Origin of the sequence: Microbacterium lacus, from assembly GCF_002812805.1 — a bacterium.
GTDB classification, from domain to species: Bacteria; Actinomycetota; Actinomycetes; order Actinomycetales; family Microbacteriaceae; genus Microbacterium; species Microbacterium lacus_A.
On the sequence record NZ_NMUM01000005.1, the window covers coordinates 151,129 to 175,137 of the forward strand.

Genomic DNA, 24,009 nt, shown 5'->3' on the forward strand with positions numbered 1-24,009 from the left:
AATGGACACAGATGTCTCGGGAACGTTTCGGAGAGAAACTCCGGAGACGCGGACTACAGCCATGAGGCGTCCTTTTCTTAGAGCTCGATGCGGGAACGACTGCCGACCCACGCACCCGATTGGTACTGCCAACGGATCTGCGGCAGCGTTGTGATCGTGACGGTGCGCTCGGGCGAGTTCACTCCCCCGACGGTGGCGATGATTCCGATGACGACGCTGCCGCCTACTGGTGGCATGCCGGAGGGTGCCCGCAGTGTCCGGGACGCACCGGTGCCAGTGAGAGTCACCGCGTTGCCCGACACGCGCCGCCACGTCCACGAATCGGGGTTACCCCCGCCTGTGAGGCTCGCGGTCAGCGTGACGACCGATTCGGGTTCAGCGGTGATCGCCGCGATCGGATTGACCGCGACGGCCGCGGTGCCCGTCAGCGCCACTTTCTCGACGCGGACTTTGACCGCAGCCGGCGCGAGGCCGGTGAGCGCGACTTTGCCGACGCGGACCGTCGTGAGCCCTGGCTGCTCCTGCAGCCCGACCCGGGCGACCCGTACGGCGGTCATCAGCTAGTCGCTCCGACTTCGACGTAGAGGTTCGCCCAATCACCGATCGCTGCCATAGCGGGGGACGACAGGTTGAACGTGTACTCGGTCACCACCGAGGTGATCGCCTGAGTCCAGGTCTGACGCACCGTCGACCCCTCGACGAGCCGGACAGTCACGTTCGCGGTACCCGAGTCGGTGGACAGTCGAACCGCGACCTGACCACTGGTCTTCGCCGCCGACGGGCTCAGCCGCCAGCGCCGCGCCGTCTCCACGCCCGTCACTGTCGGTGAGGCGACGTACGTCGCGTCGTTGGAGTCCGCGAGCGCTGCGCCCTCTGTGCTCGAGCCGCCCCCGATCGTCCAGCCGCTCGAGCCAGATCCGTTCACGGGCAGTGGCGCTATAGCCGTTCCGCCAGCAACCGGAACACGCACCTCGACGGTATCCGTTGCCGTTGCGCCTTCGCTGTCCGTCACGACGCACTGCAGGATGTAGAGGTTGCCTGCCGCGCCGGCGGTGAAGGACGCGCTGGACGTGCTGGCGCCGGTGAGAGTCGGGGCGCCACTCGTGGGGTAGACGAATGTCCAGGCGTACGACGAGATCGAACCGCCGCCGCCCGCTGTCGCGGTCAGGTTCACGGTCGCCGCGGCCGCGACATTCTGTGCCGGGCCTGCATCCACGCTCGGCGGGATCGGCGGGCCGATCAGCGCAGCGGTATCGCTCACTGCGAAGTCGTCGCGACGCTCCCCGGTGAGGGTCTGTCCTGAGTGCCGACCGAAACGGATCTCGTCGACCGTCGCGGTTTCGACCGCGGAGGACTGGCTGATGTACGGCGTCGTGGAATCACCCTGGTAGATGCGGAGGTTGAGCGTCCCGCTTCCCCCGTACACCTCGACCCGGTAGTCCTGAGCAGCGACGAGTCCACCGGTGGTCTGAGACCAGGTGGCAGCAGAAGCGTTGCGAATTCGGACGAGCCCGCTCGTGTTGATCTCGATGCGGAAGACCTGGTTGCCGGCCGAGTCCCGAGCTTCGATGAGACCGATCGATCCGCCCGGGGCGCCGGACGCCCACCGGAATGCGTATCGAGCTGCCCACGTGCTGAGGTTTCCGAGGGCGAGCCACCGCGTGTAGTACGCAACGGCATCGTCCGGAACCGCGATGCGCGGCGACCTGGTTCCGGCAGCCTCGATGGTGTGCCCTGCAACGACGCTCGACCATGCGGCGTCGCCCGTGCCGACGCTACCTGTGGTCAGCGCTCCCGCGCTGAGACCGTCTCCGGACCACTTTCTGATGATGCTCATTGCAGACTCCAATACCTGATGTAGTCGATGTCGAAAGACCGGGGCCAGATGGTTCCCTCGGGTGTCGGGTAGCCGATCCAGTTGGTGCCGATGAAGGTGTCGATCCGCATATTTCCCCCCGAGGGGAAGCCCGGCATGAACGGCTCGAGTTCCGTCTCGTTGAGCGTCCACAGCGCACGGTCATCGAAGAGGAATGTGGCGCGAGTCGGAGTCCACTCGAACGCGAACTTGTGGAACTTTCCGTCACCGGCGTTCGCGTTCGTGTAGATCCTCGACTGGTACGGGCTGCCGTTGGTCCGCACACCGGTCGTCCGGTAGAACGATGACGAGAATCGCCCCTGCCCCGTGGGATAGGACGAAGGGTGCTCGTTGGGCGTGCCCGCCGACTCCATGATGTCGATCTCGCCTTGGCCGGTCTGATCGCGAAGCCAGAAGGCCGGCCACATGCCGCGTGAGATGTTGTGCTCGATCGGGATCTTGGCGTACATCTCCCACCGCCCGAACCTGCGCCACCACTTGCCGATGGTGTCGATGTAGCCAGAGGTGTACTCGCGGCCGTTGTACGTTTCCAGCTTCGACATCAGCCGCACGCACGAGTTCTCGACAACGATGTTCCCGGTTCGCATCGTCTCGCGAGACTGAGCTTCCTGGTAGTTGTTCCGGATGTTCCAAACCGAACTGTTCAGCGACGTCCCCTCGAAATGGTCTTCCCAGGACGGGTACCCCCAGCCCTCGACGAACCCGTCGCGCACAGTGCTCTGCGCCAAGAGGGGCTCACGCCCGGGCGCGAGCCACCTCTTGTTGGGCGCGTCGTACGCGTACCTGACGTTCGCGAGCGGCGTGCTCACGTGAGCGCCCGGTACTCGTAGTCAGCCATGATCTGATTCGCACCGTCGCCGAGATATGTCGGGATGCCGCCGGACACGTTGGCGGTCGTTGGCTGGACCGGGCCCTTGAACAACACGAGGCTCACACCGAATGGTTTCGTCGCGGGAAGGGCTGGGTACTGGCCCGAAGCGAAGCGAACGACTTTCACCTCGGACGCGCCCCCGGTGCCTGTGCCTCCGCCAGTCTGCGCGGCCTGCCGGATCGCCTCTTGAACGTCGGTCGCTGTGAGATTGTCGACGGGTGTGAACGCCACCGCCGATGCGCCGTGTCCGTGGTTTCCCGGTGCAGCGTCGGTCGGACCGGTGCCGAGCCTGAGGTCAGACGTGCCGTTCCCGGTTCCCGCGCCGATCGCCTGCCGTGCCGCCTGCTGTGTCGTGGCTGTCAGCACGTTCCGGCCGACTGCGGTCGCGTCGTTGATGCCGGTGGCCGGGTGAGTGTGCATGGAGGGCGGGAACGCGTCGGGCCACGTTTGTGGGGCGTTTTCGATGCCGGAACCGGCAGTCGGTGCCGCCCAACCCGGGGTCTCCGGGCCGGTGAGCGTGTAGACGTCTCCGACGTTTGCACCCTCGACGGATACGGGTGGGCCGGGAGGGCCCGGGGGGCCCGGGTTCGCCGATCCCGGCTCGCCCTTTTCCCCCTCGGGGCCTATCAGGTTGCCGAGCCAAATCTTCGTCATGCGTCGTTCCTCCAGAGGTCTCCGCTTACTGAGTCGTAACCGAGGTCACCGATGAGCGCCTCCGGTGGGAAGTCCGCCTCGCCGGACAGATCCCAGGCGTAGTACCCCCACCCCAGCGCGATGCCCGCACGGTTCGAAAGCAGCTCTGAGTAGGTGATGTACTCCTGGTCGGGCACATAGACGCGGAACTTGATGGTCTGTTCCCCATCGAGCTCTTGCTCGAGCTGCAGGAAGACTCCCTCGGGAGTGGGTGGCAGATACCAGGGGGCGCCGTTCATCGTCGCTATCCCGTCCTTGACGAGAGCGGCCGCCCATGCCGTCGTGATGTGTCCTTGTGCGGTATCGAACGGACGAGACGCGGACACCCTCACGAAGCCATTGGCGCGCTGACCACTCGAGTCGAGAATCGGCACCTGTTGGCTGATGGTAGGCATCATGCTCCCCTGTTGGATTCGGCGATGCGCCCAGCGAGCGCTCGGAGTTTGTCCCGCAACCATGTGCGGTTGCTTGATGGGACGGGATAGCCGGAAGCGATCCGTTCCGGCGCACATTCGAGGGTCACCATCCCCGTCTTGGAGAACGCGACTCGGACGATTCGGACCCGGTAACGGCCTGCTGGGAGCCGTGCGGTCTTCGCGGTCCGGACCAGCGCGTAGTCGCCCGGCCAGTACGTGCCGAGCTTGGGAACGCGGTCACGGCGGGCGACGATCTCGAACGTCTCGACGTGCCCGGAACCTCGGGCTACACCCTCATCCGCGTACGCCTGCAGTGTCGAAGCACGAAGCACACTGTTCCGCGACTCGACGGCCTCCAGCATCGGAAAGCCAGCGCTGAGCAGCGCGGTGCTCGAGGCGCGAGCCTCAAGCTGGATCTCCTCCACAGCGAAGGGCACCTGTTCAGACCCGGTGGTGAACATCACGGAGTCGGCGCGGAACGTCTGCGCGGCGCCCGTGGCCTGTCCTTCGATGTAGAGCCTCGCCGACGTGGACCCCGCCGGGGCCGTGGCAAACAGGACGTGACGCGCCCAACCAACCGCCGGAGCGGAGGCCGCTCCTGAATAGACGTCGGCAAGTATTGTGCCGGCCGAGTCGGTGAAGCGCAGCATGAGTCGGGCATTGCGGGTCGCTCCCGCACCGATATCGGCGCTCACCGTGAGTTTGTCGCCGGCTTCGACGGTCGTGCCGCCTCCGCCGTCGAGGTACGAAGATCCCGCGCCAGCCGCGGACCATTGCGCGTACCTGGCGCCGTGTGTTCCGCCACTGAGAAACACCGGCTCGGAGGCGTTGCTTGCCGCGCGCCACGGCGACGGATCATCCTCGAAGGATGGGTCGCGTTGCAGGTTTCGGAGGGTGACTCCTTGCACGTATGAATGACTCGCCAGTTCGCGCGCATCCCGGTCGATGTAGCGGAGTTTCGCGTGAGGCGTCGGCGCGGAAACGTCCCAGAGGTGGTCGTGGCCGCCCTGTGTGAGCTCCGGGTTCCCGGTGAGCAGATCCCAGCGCACATGTCGGCGATCTGTTCCCCATTTCGGACGCAGAGTGAAGTCCGGCCCGCCATCGACAGCAGCGATGTTTCGCATCGCATCGCCAACGAATGTGAGGTCCGTGCCGGGGTACTCACGCTCGTGGCTGCCAGAAAAGTCGGGCTCGAAGTCGATCGGGAGCCCTGCGCCCGGCCAGGAGATCGCCTGCTGAACCAGCCGTTTGAGGATGGTGCGGAGACTGAGCCCTACCCACTTTGATGTGACGTCCCGCGGCAACTGCCCCCCGGTGAGGACCGGCAGAACGGTGCGGTGATCGAAGTATGAGAGCAAGCCGTCAGCGTGAAGCGTAGACAGGAACGGCGGAGTGTTCGGGTCGCCCCATATCGGCCCACACTCGACGATCGTGTCGTTGACGACGAGGCCGAGGAAGTCACGTCCCGAGACGAGCTCGGTCGTGAGGTCGACAGCGGTTTTGGTGATTGGGTCGATCTGAGGGGTGGTGACATTCGCCTCGATCGACCCAGCGTCGTTGAGGACAACCTCAACGGAGACCGTCCGAGGGACGAGCGCGCGCACGGTGATCTCACCGGCCGCGCGCCCGCCCCCGGCTACCAGCCGGCCGCCGATCAGGTAGGTCGCCACAGGCGATCAGACCGCGGGGTGTTCGACGTAGGCGTTCGCCACGGGGAGGGACTTCGCGGTCTCATTCGGAATGATGACGACACCGATGCCAGCGAGAGCAGCGACGAAGACCTGCAGCCACTCAGCCGGACTGATCCCACCGGTCGCAAACGCCACGGCCGCGACGAGACCCGCGACGAGGAACGCGACAACGCCCTTGAAGTAGGCGAGTGCTCCGCCCGGCACGTTGGGTGCCCAGTAGACCCCGATCGCACCGATGACGATGATGCCGATGTTGAGTGCCTCTTCGAGCGTGACGATGCCATCCGAGACGGCGGCCGCGAGGATGCCGAACAGCGACGCAAGAATATAGGCGATGCTCTTTCCGTACTGGCTGATGTTCATGGTGACCTCCTAGGTCTGATTGGGTTCGGTCTGCCATTCGTCCTCGAGGAGATGACCGAGGCCGAGTTTCGTGAGGATCTTCGCGGGCAGAAGGGGAAGGGGGCCGACTCGGCCGCGTTGGTCCCACGCCCACAGCTGCGTGAAGTGAGCACGTACGGCGTCGTGCATTTCGTGGGACTCGCGTTTCACCTCGATGAGTTCCTTGCGGATGGGGGCTACTTTCAGCTCGACTCGTTCGTCGATGTACTTCGAGAGTTCAGATGCGTCGTCGAACCGGGCGGCGAGGTCGGCCTGCGCTGTCTGCGCGGTGGTGACGCTCCGTTCCGACCGGTTGCGGAGGATGCCGCCCACGAGCGTCGCGACTGTCGCGATCACGCCTCCGATAAGCACGAACAGGCCGACGACGATCTCGGGAGTCATGCAGTGCTCAATTCGGCGCGCCGAGGAAGACGCTTGAGGTGGCGGGTGACCTGCTCCTCTCCCAGAAGGCTGAGCCGAAACAGCGCCATCGGGAGCCCCCACGCGAGCATCGCAACGATGAACCAGGGCGGCGGTTCGTTTGGAGCGGGCGTGGAGTAGAACATGATCGCTGCGATGTATCCGACGACCAGGCCAACGAGGATGATCTTCCCTGCGATCTCCACGGCCCAGAGCTTCGGGAATGCAACTCCGAACAAGCAGACCAGGGCGACTACCGAGTAGACGAGTCCGACCGTGTCGACGAGTTCAGGGCCCAGGAGCCGGTACAGCAGTCGGGAACCGAATACGAAGGCGAGGATTCCCGCGATGATGGCGATCACGTCGTAGATCGGGAGCCACACCCGTTTCAGGTTGCGGTACTTCTTCTCGTTCTCCGGGATCGCCGACGAGTGCCAGATCGAAGCGCGCCCAATTGCCCTCAGCAGGTTCATCGCGCGCCGAGCGCGGGAAACACCGCGCTCAATTCCCAGGCGAGGAGAACGCACCCAACGACGAGCACGACAATCGGGGGCCACAACAGCGGGCGCCGGCGGGCGGGCGCGTGCTGGAAGTTTTTACGCACCACCGCCTACTTCCAGACCACCGGCGGGCGGGTGTTCTTCGTACCCAGCCAGACCATGCCCTTCGGGCTGTCCACCCGGATCGGGCCGGCGGGGTTCACCTCGAGCACGCGGTAGTCGCCCGCGCCGAGCATCTGTGACTTCGCGTAGTTCCCGGCGAGGGCGTTCGCGAGCTGGTTGTAGAAGAACCAGCCGGTGTCCAGGCGCACGAACTGCGTCAGCGGGACGGGTGCCGGCGATGCCCCGCCGAAGGTGCCGAGGTCGGCGAGCCCCGCGACGCCGAGGCCGTTCATCGTCTCCTGGAAGTTGCCAGCCCAGAAGTAATTCCCGTTGAACGCGCCGCGGAACCAGACCTCGGTCTTGTGGCCGTTCTGGTCGACCTGCTGCCCGCGGATGAAACCGTCGAAGTTGCCGAGGACGCCCGGCGCGAGTCGCTGGCGAACCTCGCCCGAGAGGGTCGGGTTGAGGCGACCCATGATCGGCGACGTCAGGTCTCGCCGGACGGTCCGCTGGCCTCCGGGGACCGCGGCCGGGGTAGCGGTGCCGGGCAGGTCGATGCCGAAGTACGGCGCCGGGTCAACCCGGTTCGCCGGTCCCGAGCCTCCTAGCATCAGCTCGAAGTGGAGGTGCTTCGCCGGCGGCTTACCTGTCTCGCCCGTCGCGCCCATGCGTCCGAGGAACGCACCCGCACCGACCTGCTGGCCGACGCGCACCTGGATCGTGTTCGTGGCCATGTGGTTGTACGAGGTGAAGATCCCGTTCCCGTGATCGATGACGACGCGGTTTCCCCAGCCGCCGTTGTAGCCGCCCCCGTTGTAAACGGCGACGACCTTGCCTGGGGCGGCCGCGGTGATTTCGTCACCGCTCCCCCAACCGAAGTCGAGACCCCGGTGAGTGGCTCTTGTGACCGGGGCGCCGGCCGGCTTCCACGGGTTGCTGAAATCTTTCTTGGCGGGCCTGATGAGCTTCATGACTGCCTCCTTGAGCGTGCGGAAGATCCCGCCGGGAGCGGGCGCGGTGTGTGGGTGATCTATTCGGCGTGGACGAAAGATCCGGACTTGCCGACGAGCACCTCAGCGAGGACGAACGAGCCGCCCTTGCCGACGTAGACCTCGACGCCCGGGAATGAACCGCCCCGGCCGAGGCGGGCGCCCGAGAGGGTCCGTGCGCTGATTGGTGCGGACCAGGGTCCAGCGCCGTAGGCGTTGAGGCCGCGAGCACGTACGAAGTAGTCGGTCGCGGGTGTCAGTGCGTTGAGGATGCTCGTCCCGCTGCTGCCGATCACGACTCCGCCGTCGGCGAATGCAGGATGAGATGAATACTGCAGTTGCCATCCGGAGATGCCCCCGCCGCCGTCGCCGTTACCGGCGAACCGCGCACGCATCGACGTCGCTGTGATCTGGTCGAGCGCGACCATTGTTGGCGCATCTGGCGCTTTCGGGATGCGCGCTACGGCGTCCGTGCCGGTTGGAGTTGTGGCGCTACCGCCTGGCGGGTTCGGCATTGATGCTCGAGCCGAGTACGAGTAGTTCAGATTCCCGTTGGCGTCGTGATTCATCACGAAATAGTCGGAGCCGAGGACGACGTAAAAACCTGCACCTTGTCCGCGGAAGTCATAACGCGTGGTGCCGGCCCAGTAGCCGCCTCCCGCCCACGCTTCCCACGAAGCACCGCCCGTGCCGCTGTAATAGCCGGTGTAGTTCGTCCCGGTGGTTTTCACGAGGCGTGCTTCGAAGTAGCCCGTGGACTGATTCGCGCCGTAGTTCTGGCCGGCGATCATGGTGTGTATCTCGATCGCGTACTGGCTGTTCACCATCGCGCCTTGAGCGCCCATGCGGGCCCCCTCTCGATTCGAAGGTGGTTACGAGGGGACCTTGATCCAGACGCGGTTGTCGGCGTAGGCAGGCTGGGTGGGCTGCACGTAGATGCCGAGATTCTGGAGCGCCTGGATGGCTGAGGTCGCGGCCGTGCCACCGAATGCGATCGGCAGCGCGCCGCCGAGGTTGAGGCCGGTTACTGGGGCCTGGTCGGTGAACGCTGCGCCATCGATCGTGTTCACCGCGCTCGCGCCGACGAGCTTCCTACGCAACTCGAGTGCGCCGGCGGGGAGCGCGGGAAGTTCGGGCGAAGGCGCTGGGGTGCCGACCGCCACGCCGATGATGGCGCCCGGCACGGTCGATGGACCGTCAAGGCCAGGGTCGGGCTGGTGAACGTAGATCCGGTCCCACCGAGGGTTCGTCCCGCCGGTGGGATCGGTCGTGACGTTGACCGTCTGGTAGGAGCCAACGAGATAGGCGCCCTGCGCGCTGGAGCGAACGAGTACAACGCCGCCCCCGGTGACGTCGTAGGACATGTTCGTCTTGCCCGTCACAACGAAGTGGTCCTCGCCTAGCCGTCCTGGCGTGGCGACACCGGGACTCGACTGACGGAACAGTGCTGCGAGTGCTCGCCGGAATCCAACCGCCGGCGTGCCATTGCCCGCCGAGTTCCGGTCGAGGACAAGGCCCGCGCTGATCTCCGTGGTACCCATGAGTCTCCTTCTCCGGTTGGTGCGCGGCTACCAGTAGGTGCCGCGCCAGAATTCGTAAGTCAGCTGTGCGCCAGCGCGCGGGTTTTCGGGCGTGAGCAGGTATCCGCGTGTGGTTCCGCCATCGACTGGGACCCAGTCGGCGCGCGTCATGTTGTGTGACACGTCCACCCCGTCCAGCAGGGCCCGGCCGCCGATGTGGGGCGAGAGGATGAGTTCCTCGTTCGCTTCGACGGGACCGTCGTACTCGATGACGTGCGTCTCTGTGGTGATCGTGAACCGGTCCATCGGGCCAGTGACCCTGAACCAAGGGAAGAAAGGCGCAGTCCCGGGGTTCTCAATGCGAAAGACTCCGGGGAAGTCGACGTCGTCGCCGGTCGAGAAGTCGAGCGACCCATCCATCAACGGGAACTCGAGACCGCCGGAAACCGAAGCGGTGGCGTCGATAGATGCATGGTCGGGCGCTCCGTACTTCCGCGGGTCAGCGGAACGCACGGTCATCTGGATTCGTGTGCGATTCATCGCAAAGCGCTGCGGCATGACGGTGGCTTTTCCGCGGATGCGGGCATTTCGCAAACTGAGCCACTCCCCCGCGTGGAATACGCGGAAACGCAGGTCGCGCTTCTTGGAGAGCGCGCTTGCCCAGCGACGGACGTACTTTTCGGCCCAGTCGGACGAAGACGATTCGACCCAGAGGTCGAGGTTCACGCGACGCCCCCCGACGAACACGTCGACGTCTTCGTGCTCACCGTCGTCATCGCCGAGCAGTTCCGACTCCTCGGTGGTCTCCGCCGAGTCCCACCAACCATCCAGCCCGTCTTTGGCGATCCACCGCAGGCCGTTTGGCATTCCGTCGAAGCGGACACCATCGATATCGAGCATGAGGTCAGACATTGCGTAGCGTCCTCACGAGGTTGTCGCGCTGCTCCTCAGGGGTCTCGCCCGGGAGAAGTGGCATGGTGACGTTGATGGGCCGTCCGGCAGCGCTGTCCCGCGACTGGTTGCCACTGGCGGTACCGAACTGACCCGCGATGTTGTCGGCGATGCCGCGCACGTTCGCTTGAACCTCGACGAATCCGCTCCGGAGCCCCGCGTTGAGGCCCTGCATCATCGACCGACCGGCGGGAATCAAAAGTCGTTTGTCGTACGAGATCGGACCCTTGTTCGCCACGATCCAGGTCGCAATTCCGCTGACAAACGACTTGACGCTTTCGTATGCGGACCGGAGACCTGCCAGCAGGCCACCCATGATCGAGGAGCCCGCGTTGACGAGCCACCCGCTAGCTCCTGCGAACACGCCACCAATGGCCGCTTGGAGGGACTGGAATGGCGAGAGCGCTCCGGGCTGGCCGGACCCTGCTCCGGAACCGAAGCCGCCCATTCCTGCGGAGCCGCCTGAGCGGGCCGCTTCGATAGCCGCCGCCATCCCGCCGGAGATACCTTGTGTCAGTCCTCGGGAGAACCCGCCTCCGGCGCTGCTTCCGTTCGTTTCGAATTCGCCGATCTTGGGGTCGAAATCATCGAGCGGGTTGAAGTCGTTGGTGCGGATTCTCTCATTGAGACCATCAACGAACGCCTGACCCGACTCGCTACCCACCGCGCCCGATCGCCCGACGAGAGAGTCGAACCAGACGTCGAACTCGTTCGCCCAGGTGAACACGTCACCGATCCAGCCACCTCGCTCGATGATTCCGTCGGTGACGGTCTTGAGCTGGTTGTCGTCCCAGAGGAAGGACAGGTTGCTCAGAGCCTCGCTTGCCCCCGCAAGGAGGTTGAGCCATCCCGAGAAGAAGCTGAGGTAGGGCCCGAGCATCGCGTTGAATCCCTCGAGCGCGGCGGCCAGGGAGGGCCCGACGGAATCGACTAGCGAAGCCAGCGACGGCGCCATTGAGACGAGCCCGTCGGCGAGCGAGTTGAACGATTCCTGCAGCGCTGGAGTGAGTGTCTCGACGAGACCCGAGATCGCGGGGCCGAGGACCTCCGAGATGCTGGTGAGTGCGGTGGCGAGTGGCTCGAGCACGGGCTTCACAGCCTGGATCAGGCCGTCGATAGCGGGCATCAGGTCCGCGAGGACTCCGGCCGCGGCCGGGAGCACTGTGGACGCGAGCTCTCCGAGCAGCCCGAGGAAATTGCCGAAGGTGTCGGCGATTGGCTGGAGTGAGGGGGTGATCCGATCGAGCGCGGTGATCAGTCCGTCGGAGAACTCCTGCAGTCCCTTGCCGACGACCGGCGAGTTGAGCGCGTTCGCGGATGCCCCGACGAGCCCACCGAGGAAGATGCCCGCGGAGCCGATGAAGCTCTCGAACTGCTTGTCGAGGTCCGCGACGAGCCGCCCGATGGCGCGGATCGCGTCCCCGAATGCGGACATCGCCACGCTCGAGCCGCGGAAGATCGCGGTGAGGCCACGTTGGAATTCGGCGCCGTTGGTGACGCGTTTCCAGTCCTGCATCAGCTCCGCGAAGCCCTTGAGCCCGCCGCCGCCGGCCGCTTCCGATGCCCGCCAGATGCCGGTCAGGACGCCCGCGACGCCGGTCGTGGCGTCCCAGAGGTCGTACATCGAGTCGATGGCCGTTTCCATCCAGTCGCCGAGGCGGCCGTCGTTGGCGATCGACTCGAGCCACGCGTCGAACGTGTTCGCCTGACGGACGAACCACGACGCGAGGCGAGGCGTGTAGGTCGCGGCGATCTGCGACAGCGACACGAGCGCGCCGGCGAACCCGCTCGCTCCAGACCCGAGGATTCGCCAGCCCTCGGCGATGCCGGAGAAGATCGACGCGAGGCGGCCGTTAGCGAGTTCCTCGCCGAAAGCCTGGGACATGGCCGCCGTGAAGTCGCCCATCCCCTCCGCGAGGTCACGGAACGCCACACGCAGCTGGGGCATGAGCCCCTGGACGAGGTCGATGATCGGCTGCCGTGCCCGAGTCCAGAAGGTCTCGTTGATGATGTCGCCGAGCTCGCTCATGTCGTCCTTGAGCACGGACAGCTCGCTGCCCGCGTTCTTGAGCGCGACGATGAGGACCGTCAGAGACCCGAGTGCGTTGATCAAGAGGCCCGGCGCGACGAGGAGGGCCGGCAGGATCGAGAACAGACCACCACCGATGCCGACGAGCCCACTCGTGGCGCCGAACAGGGCCGCGACGAGTGACGTGATTCCGGTCGTCCAGCCGAGGAGCGACGGCAGGTTCTTATCGAGGTCGCCCATCTTCTGCGCGAGATCGTCGATCCACTTCCACGACAGGCGCGCGCCAGACAGGGCCGCGAGTGTCGTGAGCGCTGCAGCGACCGACGTCTTGTTCACCCGGACGAAGAGGTCCACGAACCGGGGGCGCGAGACGTATCGCATCTGCGCGGCCGCGGCGGCCGTGTGCGCGGCGACACCGATTGAAACCTTGTTCCGGTTCGCGCGCTGCACCATGTCGCGCACTTCTTTTTCGAAACGCTCGACGTTCTGGATCTGCGCCGCGATGTTGACGCGGATGTCTTCGAAGTCGTCGAACTGGGCCTGGATCGACTTGCGTAGCGCGGTCTTCTTGAGTCGCGCCTTGTCGACGATCACCTCGACCTTCGCCTGCAGGTCGAGCCCCTTGAACTCCTGCATCTGGCGTTCGATGGACGCCCGAATCTCGCGGTTGTCGAGGCGGACACCGTCCACCCGGATCTTCATGGTCGTCGTGCGCGCGAACCTGTCGAGATCACGCTTGAGCTCGGCACGGAACTTGGTCGTGTCGGGAACGACGCGGATCGAGACTCGTCCTACGTTGCGGCCGGGGCTGAACGCCATGCGTGACCCCTCTCAGGACATGAACTTGTTGAACATCGCCTCGCTGAAATCAGCGATCGTCGCGAAATGGATCTCGTCCTCTTCGGGCTTGCGTCCCGGGTAGTCAATGAAGATCGACTCGTCGTGCTTGCCGCCGGAGAGCCCAGTGAGGAGCGCGGCGATGAGGTTGTGAGTCCGCACGGCAGTGACTGTCGCTGCGTCCCACCCCTGCAGGTCCGGGCTACCGCCGCGGATTGCGAAGACCCGCGAGTGCGGGTTGAGGACGAGCTGGTGCGACAGGATCAGCACGTGGCGTGCATCCTTTTCGCCCGACCAGACGTCGTCGATGTTGATTTGGTAGAACTGCTGGAGGTCGGCGCGCAGCGCCCCGAGTTCGTCGAGCTCGTCGACGAGGTCTCGGAGCGCCTCTATTCCCCCAGCGCCTCCCGGTACTCGACGAACAGGGCGATGAAGGTCTCTTCGGTCTTGCCCTCGGACCACAGGGTGTAGGCGTCGATGTCCTCGGCGATCGTCTCCGCCCACTCGTCGATCGACACGACGAATTCCTGGAGCTTCTGGAACCGCACGATGTCCTCGGGCTTGTCCATGTCGAAGTCGAGCTCGCTGTCATCGCTGCCGCCTTCGAACGCTCCCGACTTCTTCGCTTCGAGCACGAGGTTGTGGAAGTCGTTGCGGTGGCGCAGACGGAAACGGGCAGCAGGGCGCAGCTCCGGGATGTCCTCCAGCAGCTCGGCGCGGCGCTCGGCCGCTTCGCGCTCTTTCACCGGGTCGATCTCGATGCTCTCTTCGGGCGCCGGCTCGGTCGGCTTCGCGGCCGGCGGCTTGCGATCCTGCGGGCGGCGCGGAGTTGTCGCGCGCGGCGCCGCCGGCTTGCGAGCGGACGCGGGCTTGGCGGGAGTTGTCATGGCAGACCTCTTTCGGGCAGAGCAGACCTGTGGTGGTGCCACCCCCCGGGCGGGTCTGCGAACTGCACCCGGGGGGTGGATCTTGGGTTACGGCGTGGGCGCGACGAGACCGGACTTGAAGATCTCGAACAGGCCGGCGCGGCCGTTGACGGCGGGGATGGTCTCCCCGTCGGCGGAGAGGATCGAGACCGCGAGCGGCAGCTCGAAGAACTGCGCGGTGTCGACCGAGGGGGCGTCACCGAGGGAGACCTCGGTGTTCGGCAGCCAGAAGCCGAGCGAGCCGGTGGTGTCCTGGAAGTACAGGAACAGGGCCACGCTGATCGGTGCCGGCGACGCGACGATGTAGCCACCCGTATCCGGGTTGAACTCGCCGTTGAAGGCGAGATCGAGGTTGTCGGCGTCGAACTGCAGGGCAGCGACGTTCACACCCCAGGTCACACCCGTCGACGTCGTCCGGACGGCGTCCGCGAGGAAGGTGTCGATCGACTCCTTCTCGCCGCCCTCCTTCGTGAACGCGATGGTGTTCTGCTTCGAGGTGTGGCCGAGGTTCGCCCAGGGCGTCGGGCCGTTTGCCTGGAGGTTGAAGCCTCCGGGCAGCACGAGCGGGTTCGCCGGCGGCGGGGTGTTGACGGGGGCGTGGAAGACAGTCCCGTGCCCCGGGATGACGAGTTTGGTTGCGTCGACAGACACGGTTCCTCCTGTGTGGTGTGCAGACCCGCACGCCGGACGGCGCGCGCAGAAGGGATTAGCGGTTTTGGACGGTGAGCTGCCAAGAGCCCACGTATTGGGTCACGACCTTGTTCTTCATCTGGACCTCGCCGCCCAGTCGTGAGAAAGCGGAGAGTTCTTCGTCGATGGACTCGACGGCACCGATTCCGGACACGATGCCGTTGAGGGGGTAGTCCCAGGACCAGATGCCGTCGTCGATGGCACTCACGACGTCGAGTGCACCGAGCGGCTCGAGGAAGATGCTGGCGCTGAGCGTCACGGTCCAGAGGTGCGGGCCGTTCCGATCGCGCGCGTAGTTCGACGAATGAGTGAGGAACGGAATCTCCATGAAGGAGCCGATGTCCAGGTCGGCGGCCACCGTGATGCCCTCGGGAGCAGAATCGATTTCGATGCCGGCAGCTATCTCGGTGAACAGCGTCTGGAACATTCGGTCGGCGCGGAGCAGGCCCGGCATGAGCGCTACCTCATTCCCGTGGCGGCAAGCGCACGGCGCATGATGTGCTGGCCCGGCACGAACTTGGCTCGCCGCTGACCGGGGAAGCGGACGATGTGGCCCCACTCGATCGACGCTGCAGCCGCGTCGTCAGCGACCACGAGGCGATCCTTGACGGTGCGCCCAGTCCCGCTCTCACCCGGGACGTCGACCACACGGAGCTTGTCCATGTAGTTGCCGGTGTCACGGTGCTGCGCCGCGAGCGATTTGGCGGTGAGGAGAATCCGGCCCGCCGCGGTGTCCATCGACTGGCTCTCGCCGGCGATCTGCGCCGTGACGACGCGGACGTTCTGATTCACGAATGCGGAGGCCATGTCACTCCTCCTTTGCGATCCAGCGCACAGTGATGCGGTGGTGCCGGGTCCGACGCGACACGGAATGTGCCTGCGGTGCACCGACGGTCTCGTGCACCCCGCCGTCGAAGTAGACATGGGAGTGGATGTCGCCGGGCCACAGCCGGGAGCGGATGATCTTGAGGTCGGTGACCTGCAGACCGAGCGTCGGCGTCTCTTCGGCGGATGACCAGTCGCGGACGGGCTCGTGCATGCAGCGCACGGCAATGCGCGGACCGACGTCGACCATGATGCGTTTGCCCTCGTTGTCGCGTTCCGTCTTGCGGTTCTGGACGTAGACGACGTGTGGCGCGCGCCGGTCGAGCAGGCTCATGCGAGGAAACCGGGCCGGTGCGGATGGAGTGTCGCGGTGCCGATGCGACCGCCTGACTTCTTGAGCTGCACCGTGCCCGTGAGGTCGCGCTCGTCGTCTTCGGTGAACCAGAGGGTGCCGGAGGCTACGGCGGCGGACCGCTCGTACCCGTAGGCGCCCTCGGTTTCCTTCTTGAGACCCTCGACGTTCTCGAAAACACGGGATGCGACGCGCCACACGACGGCCTTGTAGAGGCGCGTGGGGAGCTTGCCGGTGCGAAGGCGCTCCTCGACGATCGAGCCCCACCGCACGCTGATGAGGTCGACGACCTCGTTCAGCTTGCCCGTGACAAACGGGGTGGTGAGCCCGAGTGCCTCGAGATCGCCCGCGTAGTGCGCGGGAGCGGTGTTGGCCGCCACATCGGGGAGCGTCGCCATGACCTACTCCTGTGTGGCGTTCTCGATCAGCGCCTGCAGCTCGACGTCGGTGGTCTCGTCGGTGACCTCGAGGCCGAGCTCCTTCGCCTTTGCCACGAGCGTGCCGCGCTCGTCGGTCTCGCCGCTGGCGGAGTCGTCGGACGACTCATCGGTCGCTTTGGCCGCCTCGGCGCGCTTCGCCGTGATCGCCTCGATGAGCGCCTTCTTGTTGCCCGTCTGCGGCGCGCCGACCGTCTTCGCGAGAGCCTTGAGCTCGGCGCTGGACATCTTGTCGAGCGGCTTCTCGCCGGTCGTGTCGTCGGACGAACCGGCCGCGCCGGCGCCGTCGTCGGGGACGTTGTACTCGCCGAGCACAACGGGATTGGTGATGACGGACTCGGCCCATTTGGGCAGTTCGTCGCCGGGGACGAAGTTGACGAGTTCCATCGTCTCGGGGTGCCGTGCGGAGACGTGCTTGATGATCGTGGTCACTTCACAGACCTTCCAGTCAGGTGTTCGGGGTGGGGGCGCACCCCGGGTAGGGATGCGCCCCCTGTGACGCGTCCTAGAACGCGTCGATGACGCCGGTTGCGTTGGCGTCGGTGAGGATCGGCAGGCCAATCGCCGAGACGAGCACGTCGTAGCCCGACGGGTCGTCCGACTCGAGCGCGCCGGCGAAGAGGCCGGGCCGCTCGGACTGGGCGATGCCGGTGTCGGTGCGGATCGACTCCGCGGTGACACCGAGATCGGTGCGGCCGACCGCGCCGGCAGCGGGCAGGATGATGACCTTGTCCGCGGCGAAGAGGGGGACCTCTGCGCCGGCCGAGTTGGTCACGACCTCCTCGTTGACGACGATCTCGCCGAGGCCGTAGTCGCGGAACACCGCGCGCACGTCCTCGACCGAGATCCGCGGGGGCAGGTCCGAGCCGCGCTGCATCGCGATCTTGATGATGTTCGCGTTCGTCTGCAGGTAGCCCATCGCCTGGCGGCTGAGCACGATGCGGCCGATGCGACGTCCGTAGACGGCGCGAAGGCCCTCGATGTCGGTCAGCGGGTCCGCCGTCGCGATGGTCGACCACGGGGTCGCCGCGTTGGCCGTGAGGCCCGCCTTGCGTCCGTAGTTGACCTCGAAAGTGAGCCCACGCTCGGCGATCGTGACCTTGCCGGCCGTGATCGCTTCGGCCTGCGCCATCACGAACCGCAGCGCGAACGCCTGGCCCAGCGATGTCGCGTAGCGCTCGAACTCGGCGCCGATGAGGTCATCCGACGACTGGTACATCGTCAGCTGCTGGTACTCGTCGACGTGCAGCCGGCGGCTGATCGGGGGCAGCTTGCCGGAACGCGACTCGCTGACACCGAGCGAACCAACGTCCGACTCGCTGTTGAACGAACGGAACGAGGCCGCGGGCGGGAGCGCCGCCTGGGTGACACCGAACGAGAAGTTGATGTCGTAGGTCTCGTTGACGGGCAGAAGACCGTCGGTGATGTACTGGCCGACCTGCAGATCGAATGCCGCGCGAGCGACACCCGTCAGCTGAACCGGGGTACGGAAGTTGGGTGTGAAGCCCATGTCCTCAGTCCTCCACGTAGATGAACGAGCCCGTCACGGCCTCGGCCGCGGCAAGGGTCGTCGCCTGCGCCTGGATGGGCAGACGGGACTTCTTGACGATGCCGTGGACGAGCAGGGCGAAGGTCGGCTTGGCGCCGGTGGTCGACGCGCCGGCGGGTGCGAGCTCCACGCCGTAGTCGTCGTTGACGAACCCGGCGAGCTTGCGACGCGGGTCGCCCGCGCTGCCTGCCGTCGAGTTGTAAGCGCCATACAGGCCGCTCGCGAGCAGGGCGACTGCGGTCCCCGAGGGGATGACGTTGTCGGTCGCGCCGCCGATGTTGTAGTGGGTACCCGCGGTGAATGCCGTGGGGTCGAGCTGCCCGGGACGAGCCGACTCCTGGCCGTGCTTACCTGCACGCCAGCGTGTGTCGAGCTTCTTCCCGACCGTGCTCGTCGTGGTCTGGAAATCGACCATGATGTGCCTCCTGTGGAGTGGTGGGTGGTTGGGTTACTGCTTCGGGGCCATGCGTTCGCGCGCCTGCTTGCGGTAGGCGTCCACGGAACCCGCGGACTGCTGCTGGCCAGGCGTCGAACTGCCGAGAACCTGATGCAGCAGACCGCCGCCGGGTGTCCCGTCGTTGCTGTCCTTCGAAGCGATGGACTGAGCGAACGTCTCGACCTTTGAGGCGTCGAGGACTCCTTCGGCGTTCACGAACTTCGTGACGTCGAGCACATCGAGGAGACCGCTCACGCGTGTGGCGGCGTCCTCGTCGGATTCCTTCGCGCCCTTGGTGCGGGCGACGAGAATCGCGTGAACTGCGGGGCGAGCGAACTTCTCGCGAGCTTCGGAGAACCCGGTCTGCTTCGCGTCTTCGATCGCCTTCTGATCGGCCGTGAGCGCGGCCTGCCGAGCGGTCTCGGCGTCGGCGAGGATCGTTCGGATCTCGTCGGGTGTCTTGCCCAGCTTCCGGAAGGCTTCCGCCTCCTTCTGGTTCGTCTTGGACATGTTGCGCCAGTAGGCGCGACCCTGCTCGGGGGTCATGTCGTCAACGGCCGTGTCCTTCGGGAACCCGTGCTCGGCGAGGAATTCCTCGGGAGTCTGGGTGCCCGGCGGGGGTGACGGGACGGGCGGCTTGCTGCTGCCGGTGGGGTCGGGATCGACGAACACGATCCACGGCGGGCGGCGGTTGAGCATGCACGGGGGCATGGGGTTTCCTCCATATCGGAAGCGATTCCCATGCCCGGATCGGGGATGGGTCTGCCCGCTTGACGCGGGAAGTTCAGGCGGCGTGACGCGCCGCGCGGGCGATAAGCGAGCGGTGAAACTCGATCGCCTTTTCGATGTCCTTCACCGGGATTGGCGAGTTGCCGCCGGTGATGTCGACGAGGTTCGTGCCGGCGTCACGCGCGGCCTCGAGAATCTCGATGGACCGCTCGGAGGTGGCGCGCATCGCGGACCACTGGGTGACGTCGTCGCGCTGCGTCATCCGCTTGTAGGGGGTGAACTCGCGGCGCTTGGATTCGCGGTTGACGTCGTCGACCTCGCGGAAGCTGTTCCCCTCGCGGACGAGGATGGGGCCGAGCTCGCCGTGCTCGCGGACGGTGACGCGGATGCGCTTGAGGTCTTCGGCGTAGTTCGATCCCGCGGCCGCGTAGATCGCGTCGAGGTCGGCGCGGTTGAGGCGCAGACCTGGATCGGAGTCGGCGGTGATGGGGAGGGTCTCGCAGACGCATCCGCCGTGCAGCTCGAGGAGATCCTTGACCGTGTAGAACCGGGACGCTGCGACGATGCACAGACCGCACGGGCCCGTCCTGGTCAGCTCGGGGTGCAGCACCCGGCGGTAGCCGATCACCTTCGGTGCGGCCTCGTTGACCTTCTGGATCTCGTCGCGCGCCGTGATTCGTACGTCGTCGGCGACGATCGAGGTGAGTCGATCTTCGAACGCCCGAATCTGCTCGTCCGAGGGCTTCTTGATCCGCTTAGCGTGCTCGAGCTGCCGGGCCGGCCGCTTGTAGACCTCGACGATCGGCGTGCCGCCGCGCTCATACGTGTCGATCGGGTCAGGGAGCCGGCCGGGCGCGGCGTCCAGCTCGCGGAGCAGTGCCACCGCGTAGGCGCGGGCCTGTCGACGTGTCTGGCTGAGCGCGACGTCGACTTGGACCGCTGAGCGGGCCGCGTAGGCGTTGACCATGTCGGGGCGGCCCCACCACACGAACGGTGCCCAGATTCCGAGCAGAGCGCGGACCAGCTGCGTGATCAGCGTCGCTTGCTGAGCGGCGTACCGATCGACGATGAGCGTGGTGCGCTCGTCACTCGCCACCCTGTGCTCCGGGGTTCACGGTCGCGGCGGCCGTGGCCGTGGCGGGCGCGGCGAGCGAGACCAGGAATGCGTCGTCCTGGCGGTCGGTGGCTGCGCGCTCGAGCTCGGCGGGCGTCATCTCGAGGATGTGCTCGTCGATCCAGCGCTGCGGGGCGCCGCCGGCCTTGAACTTCGGTGCCGCCTCACCGCGCTCGGCCATCGTGGCCGGGTTGGTCTTGCCCCAGATGACTTCGAGGTCGGTGACCTCTGCGCGCTGTGCGTCACCGAGGATCTCGAACGCGGTCGACTGGGAGTGGATGAGGGAGACTTCGGCCTGGTCGTTCATCGCGTTGACGGCGAAGACAAGCTGCTCGCGGGCGAGTTCGGCGCCCGTGGCGGACTGGTTCGCGCTGTCGGACTGGAAGACGTACTGAGGCGTCGCGGTGAGCGATGCAAGGGTCTCGACTTCGTCTTTTCGGGCGGCGTAGATCGGTCGGACGTCGGACGCGGCGGACTCGATGATCTGAGAGTTCATCGGGAGCATCCAGAGCGCGGCGGGGCCGGCCTTGAACATCTCGTCGTAGTCGATCTCCTGGCCCGCCTGGGGGTGTCCCTCGGGGAAGTGCGTGGGGAGGTCGCCGATGACGGATCGCTGGCGGAACGACTGGGTGATGATCAGCGTGATCGCGTTGAGCGTGATCTCGTTGATGCGATCGATCGTGTCGAGGTGCTTCTCGTAGACGCCGAATCCGTCGACGGTCTGGTTCCGGACGATGAGGTTCCGTCGGGTCCACGGCGTCAGGACGCGGTCGCCGGCCCAGTTCCAGTCGGAGTTGACTACCCACTTCGTCCCGTTGGTCGGGAGGGTGGCGAACGCCGAGCGGCGGACGGCCACGCGGTACCAGCCCTGGCCGAACAGGACGGCGATCTCTTCCTGGTTGACGGCGTCGTAGGTGACGACGACGGCGAATCGGGTGAGCCACGGGCGGGACGGGTCGGGCTCGGTCGCCGTGTTCCACCCGTTGCGGGTCTGGAACAGGGGGAAGTTGTTCTCGTCCTGGCGGGTCAGGATGTACGAGGACCCGTAGTCGGCGGTGTCGTTGAAGAAAGGCCGTGCCTGGACGCCCATGTTGGACGTCTTCCAGTTCTTCATGGCCGCTTTGTCGCCGGCGTCGTCGTTCGCGGCGCCGGTGCGGAAGCCAATGACGATCTGACGGTTCGTGCGGGCGTCGCGGATCGTCTCGGCGACGTGGAGCCGCGAGCGGCGCATGAGGCGCATGTAGCCCTCGCGCGAGCCCTCCCACATGTTGTCCGGGATCAGCGCGTTACCGTCGCGGTACTGCGTGATCTTGTGCATGCGCGGCAGACCCTCGCCGAGCTGGTTGCAGAGGCGAATGAGCCACCAGTCGTCCGACCCCGCGATACTCGTGAACTCGAGCATCGGACCACCTCCCTGCTATCTGACTCGTCGGGGCACGCCCGTTGCTGTGTCTTTGAACTGCTTGCGGTATCGGGCGCGGCCCTCGACCGCGAGGCACATGCCCACGGCGGCGTCCATCTTCTTCATCGAGCCCTTGCGGTCCTTGCCGATGACGTCGCCGGCGGCGCGCTTCCATCGGTGGGCGTTGATCACGTGGCGGGTGAGCGCCTTGTGATTGCCGTGGCGGAGCTCGCCGGTCTTGATCGCGGTCTCGGTGCGCTCGACGACGCGGGCCATCTCGGTGTGGCGCGCGGTCTCGAACGTGATCGGCTTGACATCGGTGGCCTTGACCTTGAGGTCGGCGCCGAACTTGTTCTCCCAGCTGTCGACGTAGTCGCGCCAGTGGGGCGGGTCTGCGAGGAACGCGACGACCTTGTACTTCTTGAAAGTCGCTGCGACGACGGCGTCGACCTCTTGGTGGTCGACCTGCCAGTGCTTCGCCTCTTTGGAGTCCGGCGCTTCCCAGATGCCAATGGGGAAGATGTACCCGTCGGAGATCCTGCAGCCGATCAGCACGGTCGCGTCGGAGGTGAGACCACCGTCGAAGCCGAGCGCGATCATGTCGCCGGCGCGGGGCGGGAGCCAGCCGAGCTTCGTGCCGGCGGCCTTCGCTTCGGCCATCAGGTGCTCGAGGCCGATCTTGGACCAGATCGTCGGCCGCATCCACGCGTTCTTCCCCGCGACGACCGCGTTGAAGAAGAAGCGGTACGTGTCCTCTTCGGCACGGCGGATGTCGAACAGCGAGTCGATCATGTCTTCGACGTCTTGCCACGCCATCGCGTCGCCGAACGCTTCGATGAACGCGGCGCGGAGCCGGTCGATGTACTCTTCCTCGGTCTCGAGCCTCTCGCCACGGGGCGAGAGCGGGTCGGGGACCTTGATCTTCTCGATCGACTCGACGTCCGCCCAGCGGTGATCGAACAGCAGCTTGGGGCGGCGCGCCTTGCCCTCTTCGATCATGTCGGCGAGGAAGTAGGTGTCCTCGGCGATCGATTCCGCGCCGGGCTCGTACATCGTCGTGGTCTCGATGAACCACGTGCCCTCTTTGCGGCGCTTGTCGAGGTTTCGAGAGACGGTCGAGTACATGTCGCGCAGCGTGGGCGTCTCGTACAGGTGCGTCTCATCGAAGACGACGAACGTCTCGAGGCCACCGTCCTTCGACGCGGCGCCCGATGTCGTCGGCGTGATTGTGCCGCCGGTCGCGAGGATGATGCGCGTCTTGCCGACGTCGACGCCGTACGCGGTCTTGAGCACGTGGAGGGGCGTGCCCTCGGTGTTCAGGTTGTAGTAGACGTTGTCGAAGACGTTGCCGGTCTGGCCCTCTTCGGTCGCCATGATCTTGATGACCGGGTTGCGGACTTCCTTGCCCATCGGCTCGCCCGGTGCGTAGGTGTAGACCTGCCCGAGGAACTCGTACGTCTCGCCACCCTTGGCCCAGCCGGCGAACCGCGCGGGGCCGAACGCCTCGAACAGGACGAGCGCGGCCGCGAGGCCCGACTTGTCCGTGCCCTTCGGGCGGGAGAAGAATGCCGAGTTGTAGTACCTCTTGCCGGCCGCGTCCATGCCGTAGCAATCGACGATGAAGCCGGTGTACTCGTCGCCGTAGGTGATCGGCATGCCCTGCACGCCGCCACGGCCGTGAACGACGAACGACTCGATCCACCACGTAGCGATCCACCCAAGCGACCGGTTCCGGTCGTGGTCACGGTGCCGGATGAGCCGCCGGGGCACTTACGAGCCTGTCAGTCGTTCACGGCGATCGTTGATCGACGTGATGTTCGGCGACGTGCCATCGCCCGCGGGGTACTGCTCGGGCGGCAGCTCGATCTCCTGACGGAGGCGCATGCGGTCGGCCGGCGTCGCGCCGAACGCCGCGACCCGAATCCGGATCTCAGCGAAGCGCTCCGAGTTCTTCCCGCCGCTCATCCACGAGACGTGATGCATGAGCGCGGTGTCGAGCAGGTAGTCCCAGTCGACGGCGGTGACCATCCGGGTGCCTTGCGGCGACTCGCGGAAGTTGTTCCACCAGCGGACGGTCTGCGGGTGCCACTGCTCCCGCTCCCCCGTCTCCTTATCGACCGGGAGCACGTCGTCGGGCAGATCGAAGCCGCCGATCTTGCCGTCGGACTTGATCATGTCGCGGACGACCGTGTCCCGCGACCTCGAGCGCGTCGGGTTCGCGGGCGGGCCGTTGCCGGCCATCAGGCGACCGCCGAGATCTGGTCGTTGAGCAT

Annotated in this window: 29 protein-coding genes; all 29 read right to left on the bottom strand. The window is 66.1% G+C overall.

The window, feature by feature from the left end; all coding sequences use genetic code 11:
• Window positions 1-77 precede the first annotated feature (77 nt).
• The gene (locus CGU34_RS01205; protein WP_100812997.1) at window positions 78-557 is read right to left on the bottom strand and encodes a hypothetical protein; all 480 of its coding nucleotides are present in this window, start codon (window positions 555-557) and stop codon (window positions 78-80) included.
• Window positions 557-1,837: a PKD domain-containing protein gene (locus CGU34_RS01210; protein WP_100812998.1), complete on the bottom strand. Its 1,281-nt coding sequence runs from the start codon at window positions 1,835-1,837 to the stop codon at window positions 557-559. The genes CGU34_RS01205 and CGU34_RS01210 overlap by 1 nt, the downstream gene beginning before the upstream one ends.
• On the bottom strand, window positions 1,834-2,685 hold the full coding sequence (locus CGU34_RS01215; protein WP_100812999.1) for a glycoside hydrolase family 16 protein: 852 nt from the start codon (window positions 2,683-2,685) through the stop codon (window positions 1,834-1,836). The genes CGU34_RS01210 and CGU34_RS01215 overlap by 4 nt, the downstream gene beginning before the upstream one ends.
• Entirely contained in the window at window positions 2,682-3,401 is a 720-nt protein-coding gene (locus tag CGU34_RS01220; RefSeq protein ID WP_100813000.1) for a hypothetical protein, read from the bottom strand. The genes CGU34_RS01215 and CGU34_RS01220 overlap by 4 nt, the downstream gene beginning before the upstream one ends.
• Window positions 3,398-3,835, bottom strand: coding sequence for a hypothetical protein (locus CGU34_RS01225; RefSeq protein ID WP_157811176.1), 438 nt, complete (start codon window positions 3,833-3,835; stop codon window positions 3,398-3,400). The genes CGU34_RS01220 and CGU34_RS01225 overlap by 4 nt, the downstream gene beginning before the upstream one ends.
• Window positions 3,835-5,526, bottom strand: coding sequence for a hypothetical protein (locus CGU34_RS01230; RefSeq protein WP_100813002.1), 1,692 nt, complete (start codon window positions 5,524-5,526; stop codon window positions 3,835-3,837). The genes CGU34_RS01225 and CGU34_RS01230 overlap by 1 nt, the downstream gene beginning before the upstream one ends.
• A gap of 6 nt (window positions 5,527-5,532) precedes the next feature.
• Window positions 5,533-5,910 carry a hypothetical protein gene (locus tag CGU34_RS01235; protein WP_100813003.1) on the bottom strand — a complete coding sequence of 126 codons (378 nt, stop codon included), beginning with the start codon at window positions 5,908-5,910 and terminating at the stop codon, window positions 5,533-5,535.
• Between the two features lie 9 nt (window positions 5,911-5,919).
• Window positions 5,920-6,330: a hypothetical protein gene (locus CGU34_RS01240; protein WP_100813004.1), complete on the bottom strand. Its 411-nt coding sequence runs from the start codon at window positions 6,328-6,330 to the stop codon at window positions 5,920-5,922.
• The gene (locus tag CGU34_RS01245) at window positions 6,327-6,821 is read right to left on the bottom strand and encodes a hypothetical protein (RefSeq protein ID WP_100813005.1); all 495 of its coding nucleotides are present in this window, start codon (window positions 6,819-6,821) and stop codon (window positions 6,327-6,329) included. Before CGU34_RS01245 ends, CGU34_RS01240 begins: the two co-directional genes overlap by 4 nt.
• A 137-nt stretch (window positions 6,822-6,958) precedes the next feature.
• Complete coding sequence (locus CGU34_RS01250) at window positions 6,959-7,921, bottom strand: M23 family metallopeptidase (protein WP_100813006.1); 963 nt, start codon at window positions 7,919-7,921, stop codon at window positions 6,959-6,961.
• Window positions 7,922-7,980: 59 nt separating this feature from the next.
• Window positions 7,981-8,784 carry a fibronectin type III domain-containing protein gene (locus CGU34_RS01255; protein WP_157811177.1) on the bottom strand — a complete coding sequence of 268 codons (804 nt, stop codon included), beginning with the start codon at window positions 8,782-8,784 and terminating at the stop codon, window positions 7,981-7,983.
• A gap of 27 nt (window positions 8,785-8,811) precedes the next feature.
• A complete protein-coding gene (locus CGU34_RS01260; RefSeq protein WP_100813008.1) occupies window positions 8,812-9,480 on the bottom strand; it encodes a hypothetical protein in 669 nt (222 codons plus the stop codon).
• 27 nt (window positions 9,481-9,507) lie between these two features.
• Complete coding sequence (locus tag CGU34_RS01265) at window positions 9,508-10,371, bottom strand: hypothetical protein (RefSeq protein ID WP_100813009.1); 864 nt, start codon at window positions 10,369-10,371, stop codon at window positions 9,508-9,510.
• Complete coding sequence (locus tag CGU34_RS01270) at window positions 10,364-13,258, bottom strand: phage tail protein (protein ID WP_100813010.1); 2,895 nt, start codon at window positions 13,256-13,258, stop codon at window positions 10,364-10,366. Before CGU34_RS01270 ends, CGU34_RS01265 begins: the two co-directional genes overlap by 8 nt.
• Window positions 13,259-13,270: 12 nt before the next feature.
• Window positions 13,271-13,546: a hypothetical protein gene (locus tag CGU34_RS01275; protein WP_100813011.1), complete on the bottom strand. Its 276-nt coding sequence runs from the start codon at window positions 13,544-13,546 to the stop codon at window positions 13,271-13,273.
• Window positions 13,547-13,665: 119 nt separating this feature from the next.
• Window positions 13,666-14,163, bottom strand: coding sequence for a hypothetical protein (locus CGU34_RS01280; protein WP_100813012.1), 498 nt, complete (start codon window positions 14,161-14,163; stop codon window positions 13,666-13,668).
• 87 nt (window positions 14,164-14,250) lie between these two features.
• On the bottom strand, window positions 14,251-14,853 hold the full coding sequence (locus CGU34_RS01285; RefSeq protein WP_100813013.1) for a hypothetical protein: 603 nt from the start codon (window positions 14,851-14,853) through the stop codon (window positions 14,251-14,253).
• Between the two features lie 55 nt (window positions 14,854-14,908).
• Entirely contained in the window at window positions 14,909-15,346 is a 438-nt protein-coding gene (locus CGU34_RS01290; protein WP_100813014.1) for a hypothetical protein, read from the bottom strand.
• A gap of 5 nt (window positions 15,347-15,351) precedes the next feature.
• Window positions 15,352-15,699, bottom strand: a complete 348-nt coding sequence (locus CGU34_RS01295) for a DUF5403 family protein (RefSeq protein WP_100813015.1) — start codon at window positions 15,697-15,699, stop codon at window positions 15,352-15,354.
• Between the two features lies 1 nt (window position 15,700).
• Window positions 15,701-16,051 carry a hypothetical protein gene (locus CGU34_RS01300; RefSeq protein ID WP_100813016.1) on the bottom strand — a complete coding sequence of 117 codons (351 nt, stop codon included), beginning with the start codon at window positions 16,049-16,051 and terminating at the stop codon, window positions 15,701-15,703.
• Window positions 16,048-16,467: a hypothetical protein gene (locus CGU34_RS01305; RefSeq protein ID WP_100813017.1), complete on the bottom strand. Its 420-nt coding sequence runs from the start codon at window positions 16,465-16,467 to the stop codon at window positions 16,048-16,050. The genes CGU34_RS01300 and CGU34_RS01305 overlap by 4 nt, the downstream gene beginning before the upstream one ends.
• Before the next feature lie 3 nt (window positions 16,468-16,470).
• Entirely contained in the window at window positions 16,471-16,938 is a 468-nt protein-coding gene (locus tag CGU34_RS01310) for an SAP domain-containing protein (RefSeq protein WP_100813018.1), read from the bottom strand.
• Between the two features lie 73 nt (window positions 16,939-17,011).
• A complete protein-coding gene (locus CGU34_RS01315; RefSeq protein ID WP_100813019.1) occupies window positions 17,012-18,016 on the bottom strand; it encodes a major capsid protein in 1,005 nt (334 codons plus the stop codon).
• Between the two features lie 4 nt (window positions 18,017-18,020).
• Window positions 18,021-18,470, bottom strand: a complete 450-nt coding sequence (locus CGU34_RS01320) for a hypothetical protein (protein WP_100813020.1) — start codon at window positions 18,468-18,470, stop codon at window positions 18,021-18,023.
• Between the two features lie 33 nt (window positions 18,471-18,503).
• On the bottom strand, window positions 18,504-19,202 hold the full coding sequence (locus CGU34_RS01325) for a hypothetical protein (RefSeq protein ID WP_157811178.1): 699 nt from the start codon (window positions 19,200-19,202) through the stop codon (window positions 18,504-18,506).
• Between the two features lie 73 nt (window positions 19,203-19,275).
• On the bottom strand, window positions 19,276-20,316 hold the full coding sequence (locus CGU34_RS01330) for a hypothetical protein (protein ID WP_100813022.1): 1,041 nt from the start codon (window positions 20,314-20,316) through the stop codon (window positions 19,276-19,278).
• On the bottom strand, window positions 20,306-21,736 hold the full coding sequence (locus tag CGU34_RS01335) for a hypothetical protein (protein ID WP_100813023.1): 1,431 nt from the start codon (window positions 21,734-21,736) through the stop codon (window positions 20,306-20,308). The genes CGU34_RS01330 and CGU34_RS01335 overlap by 11 nt, the downstream gene beginning before the upstream one ends.
• Before the next feature lie 15 nt (window positions 21,737-21,751).
• A complete protein-coding gene (locus CGU34_RS01340; protein WP_100813024.1) occupies window positions 21,752-23,506 on the bottom strand; it encodes a terminase large subunit domain-containing protein in 1,755 nt (584 codons plus the stop codon).
• Complete coding sequence (locus CGU34_RS01345; RefSeq protein WP_198517640.1) at window positions 23,507-23,977, bottom strand: hypothetical protein; 471 nt, start codon at window positions 23,975-23,977, stop codon at window positions 23,507-23,509.
• Window positions 23,978-24,009: the final 32 nt, after the last annotated feature.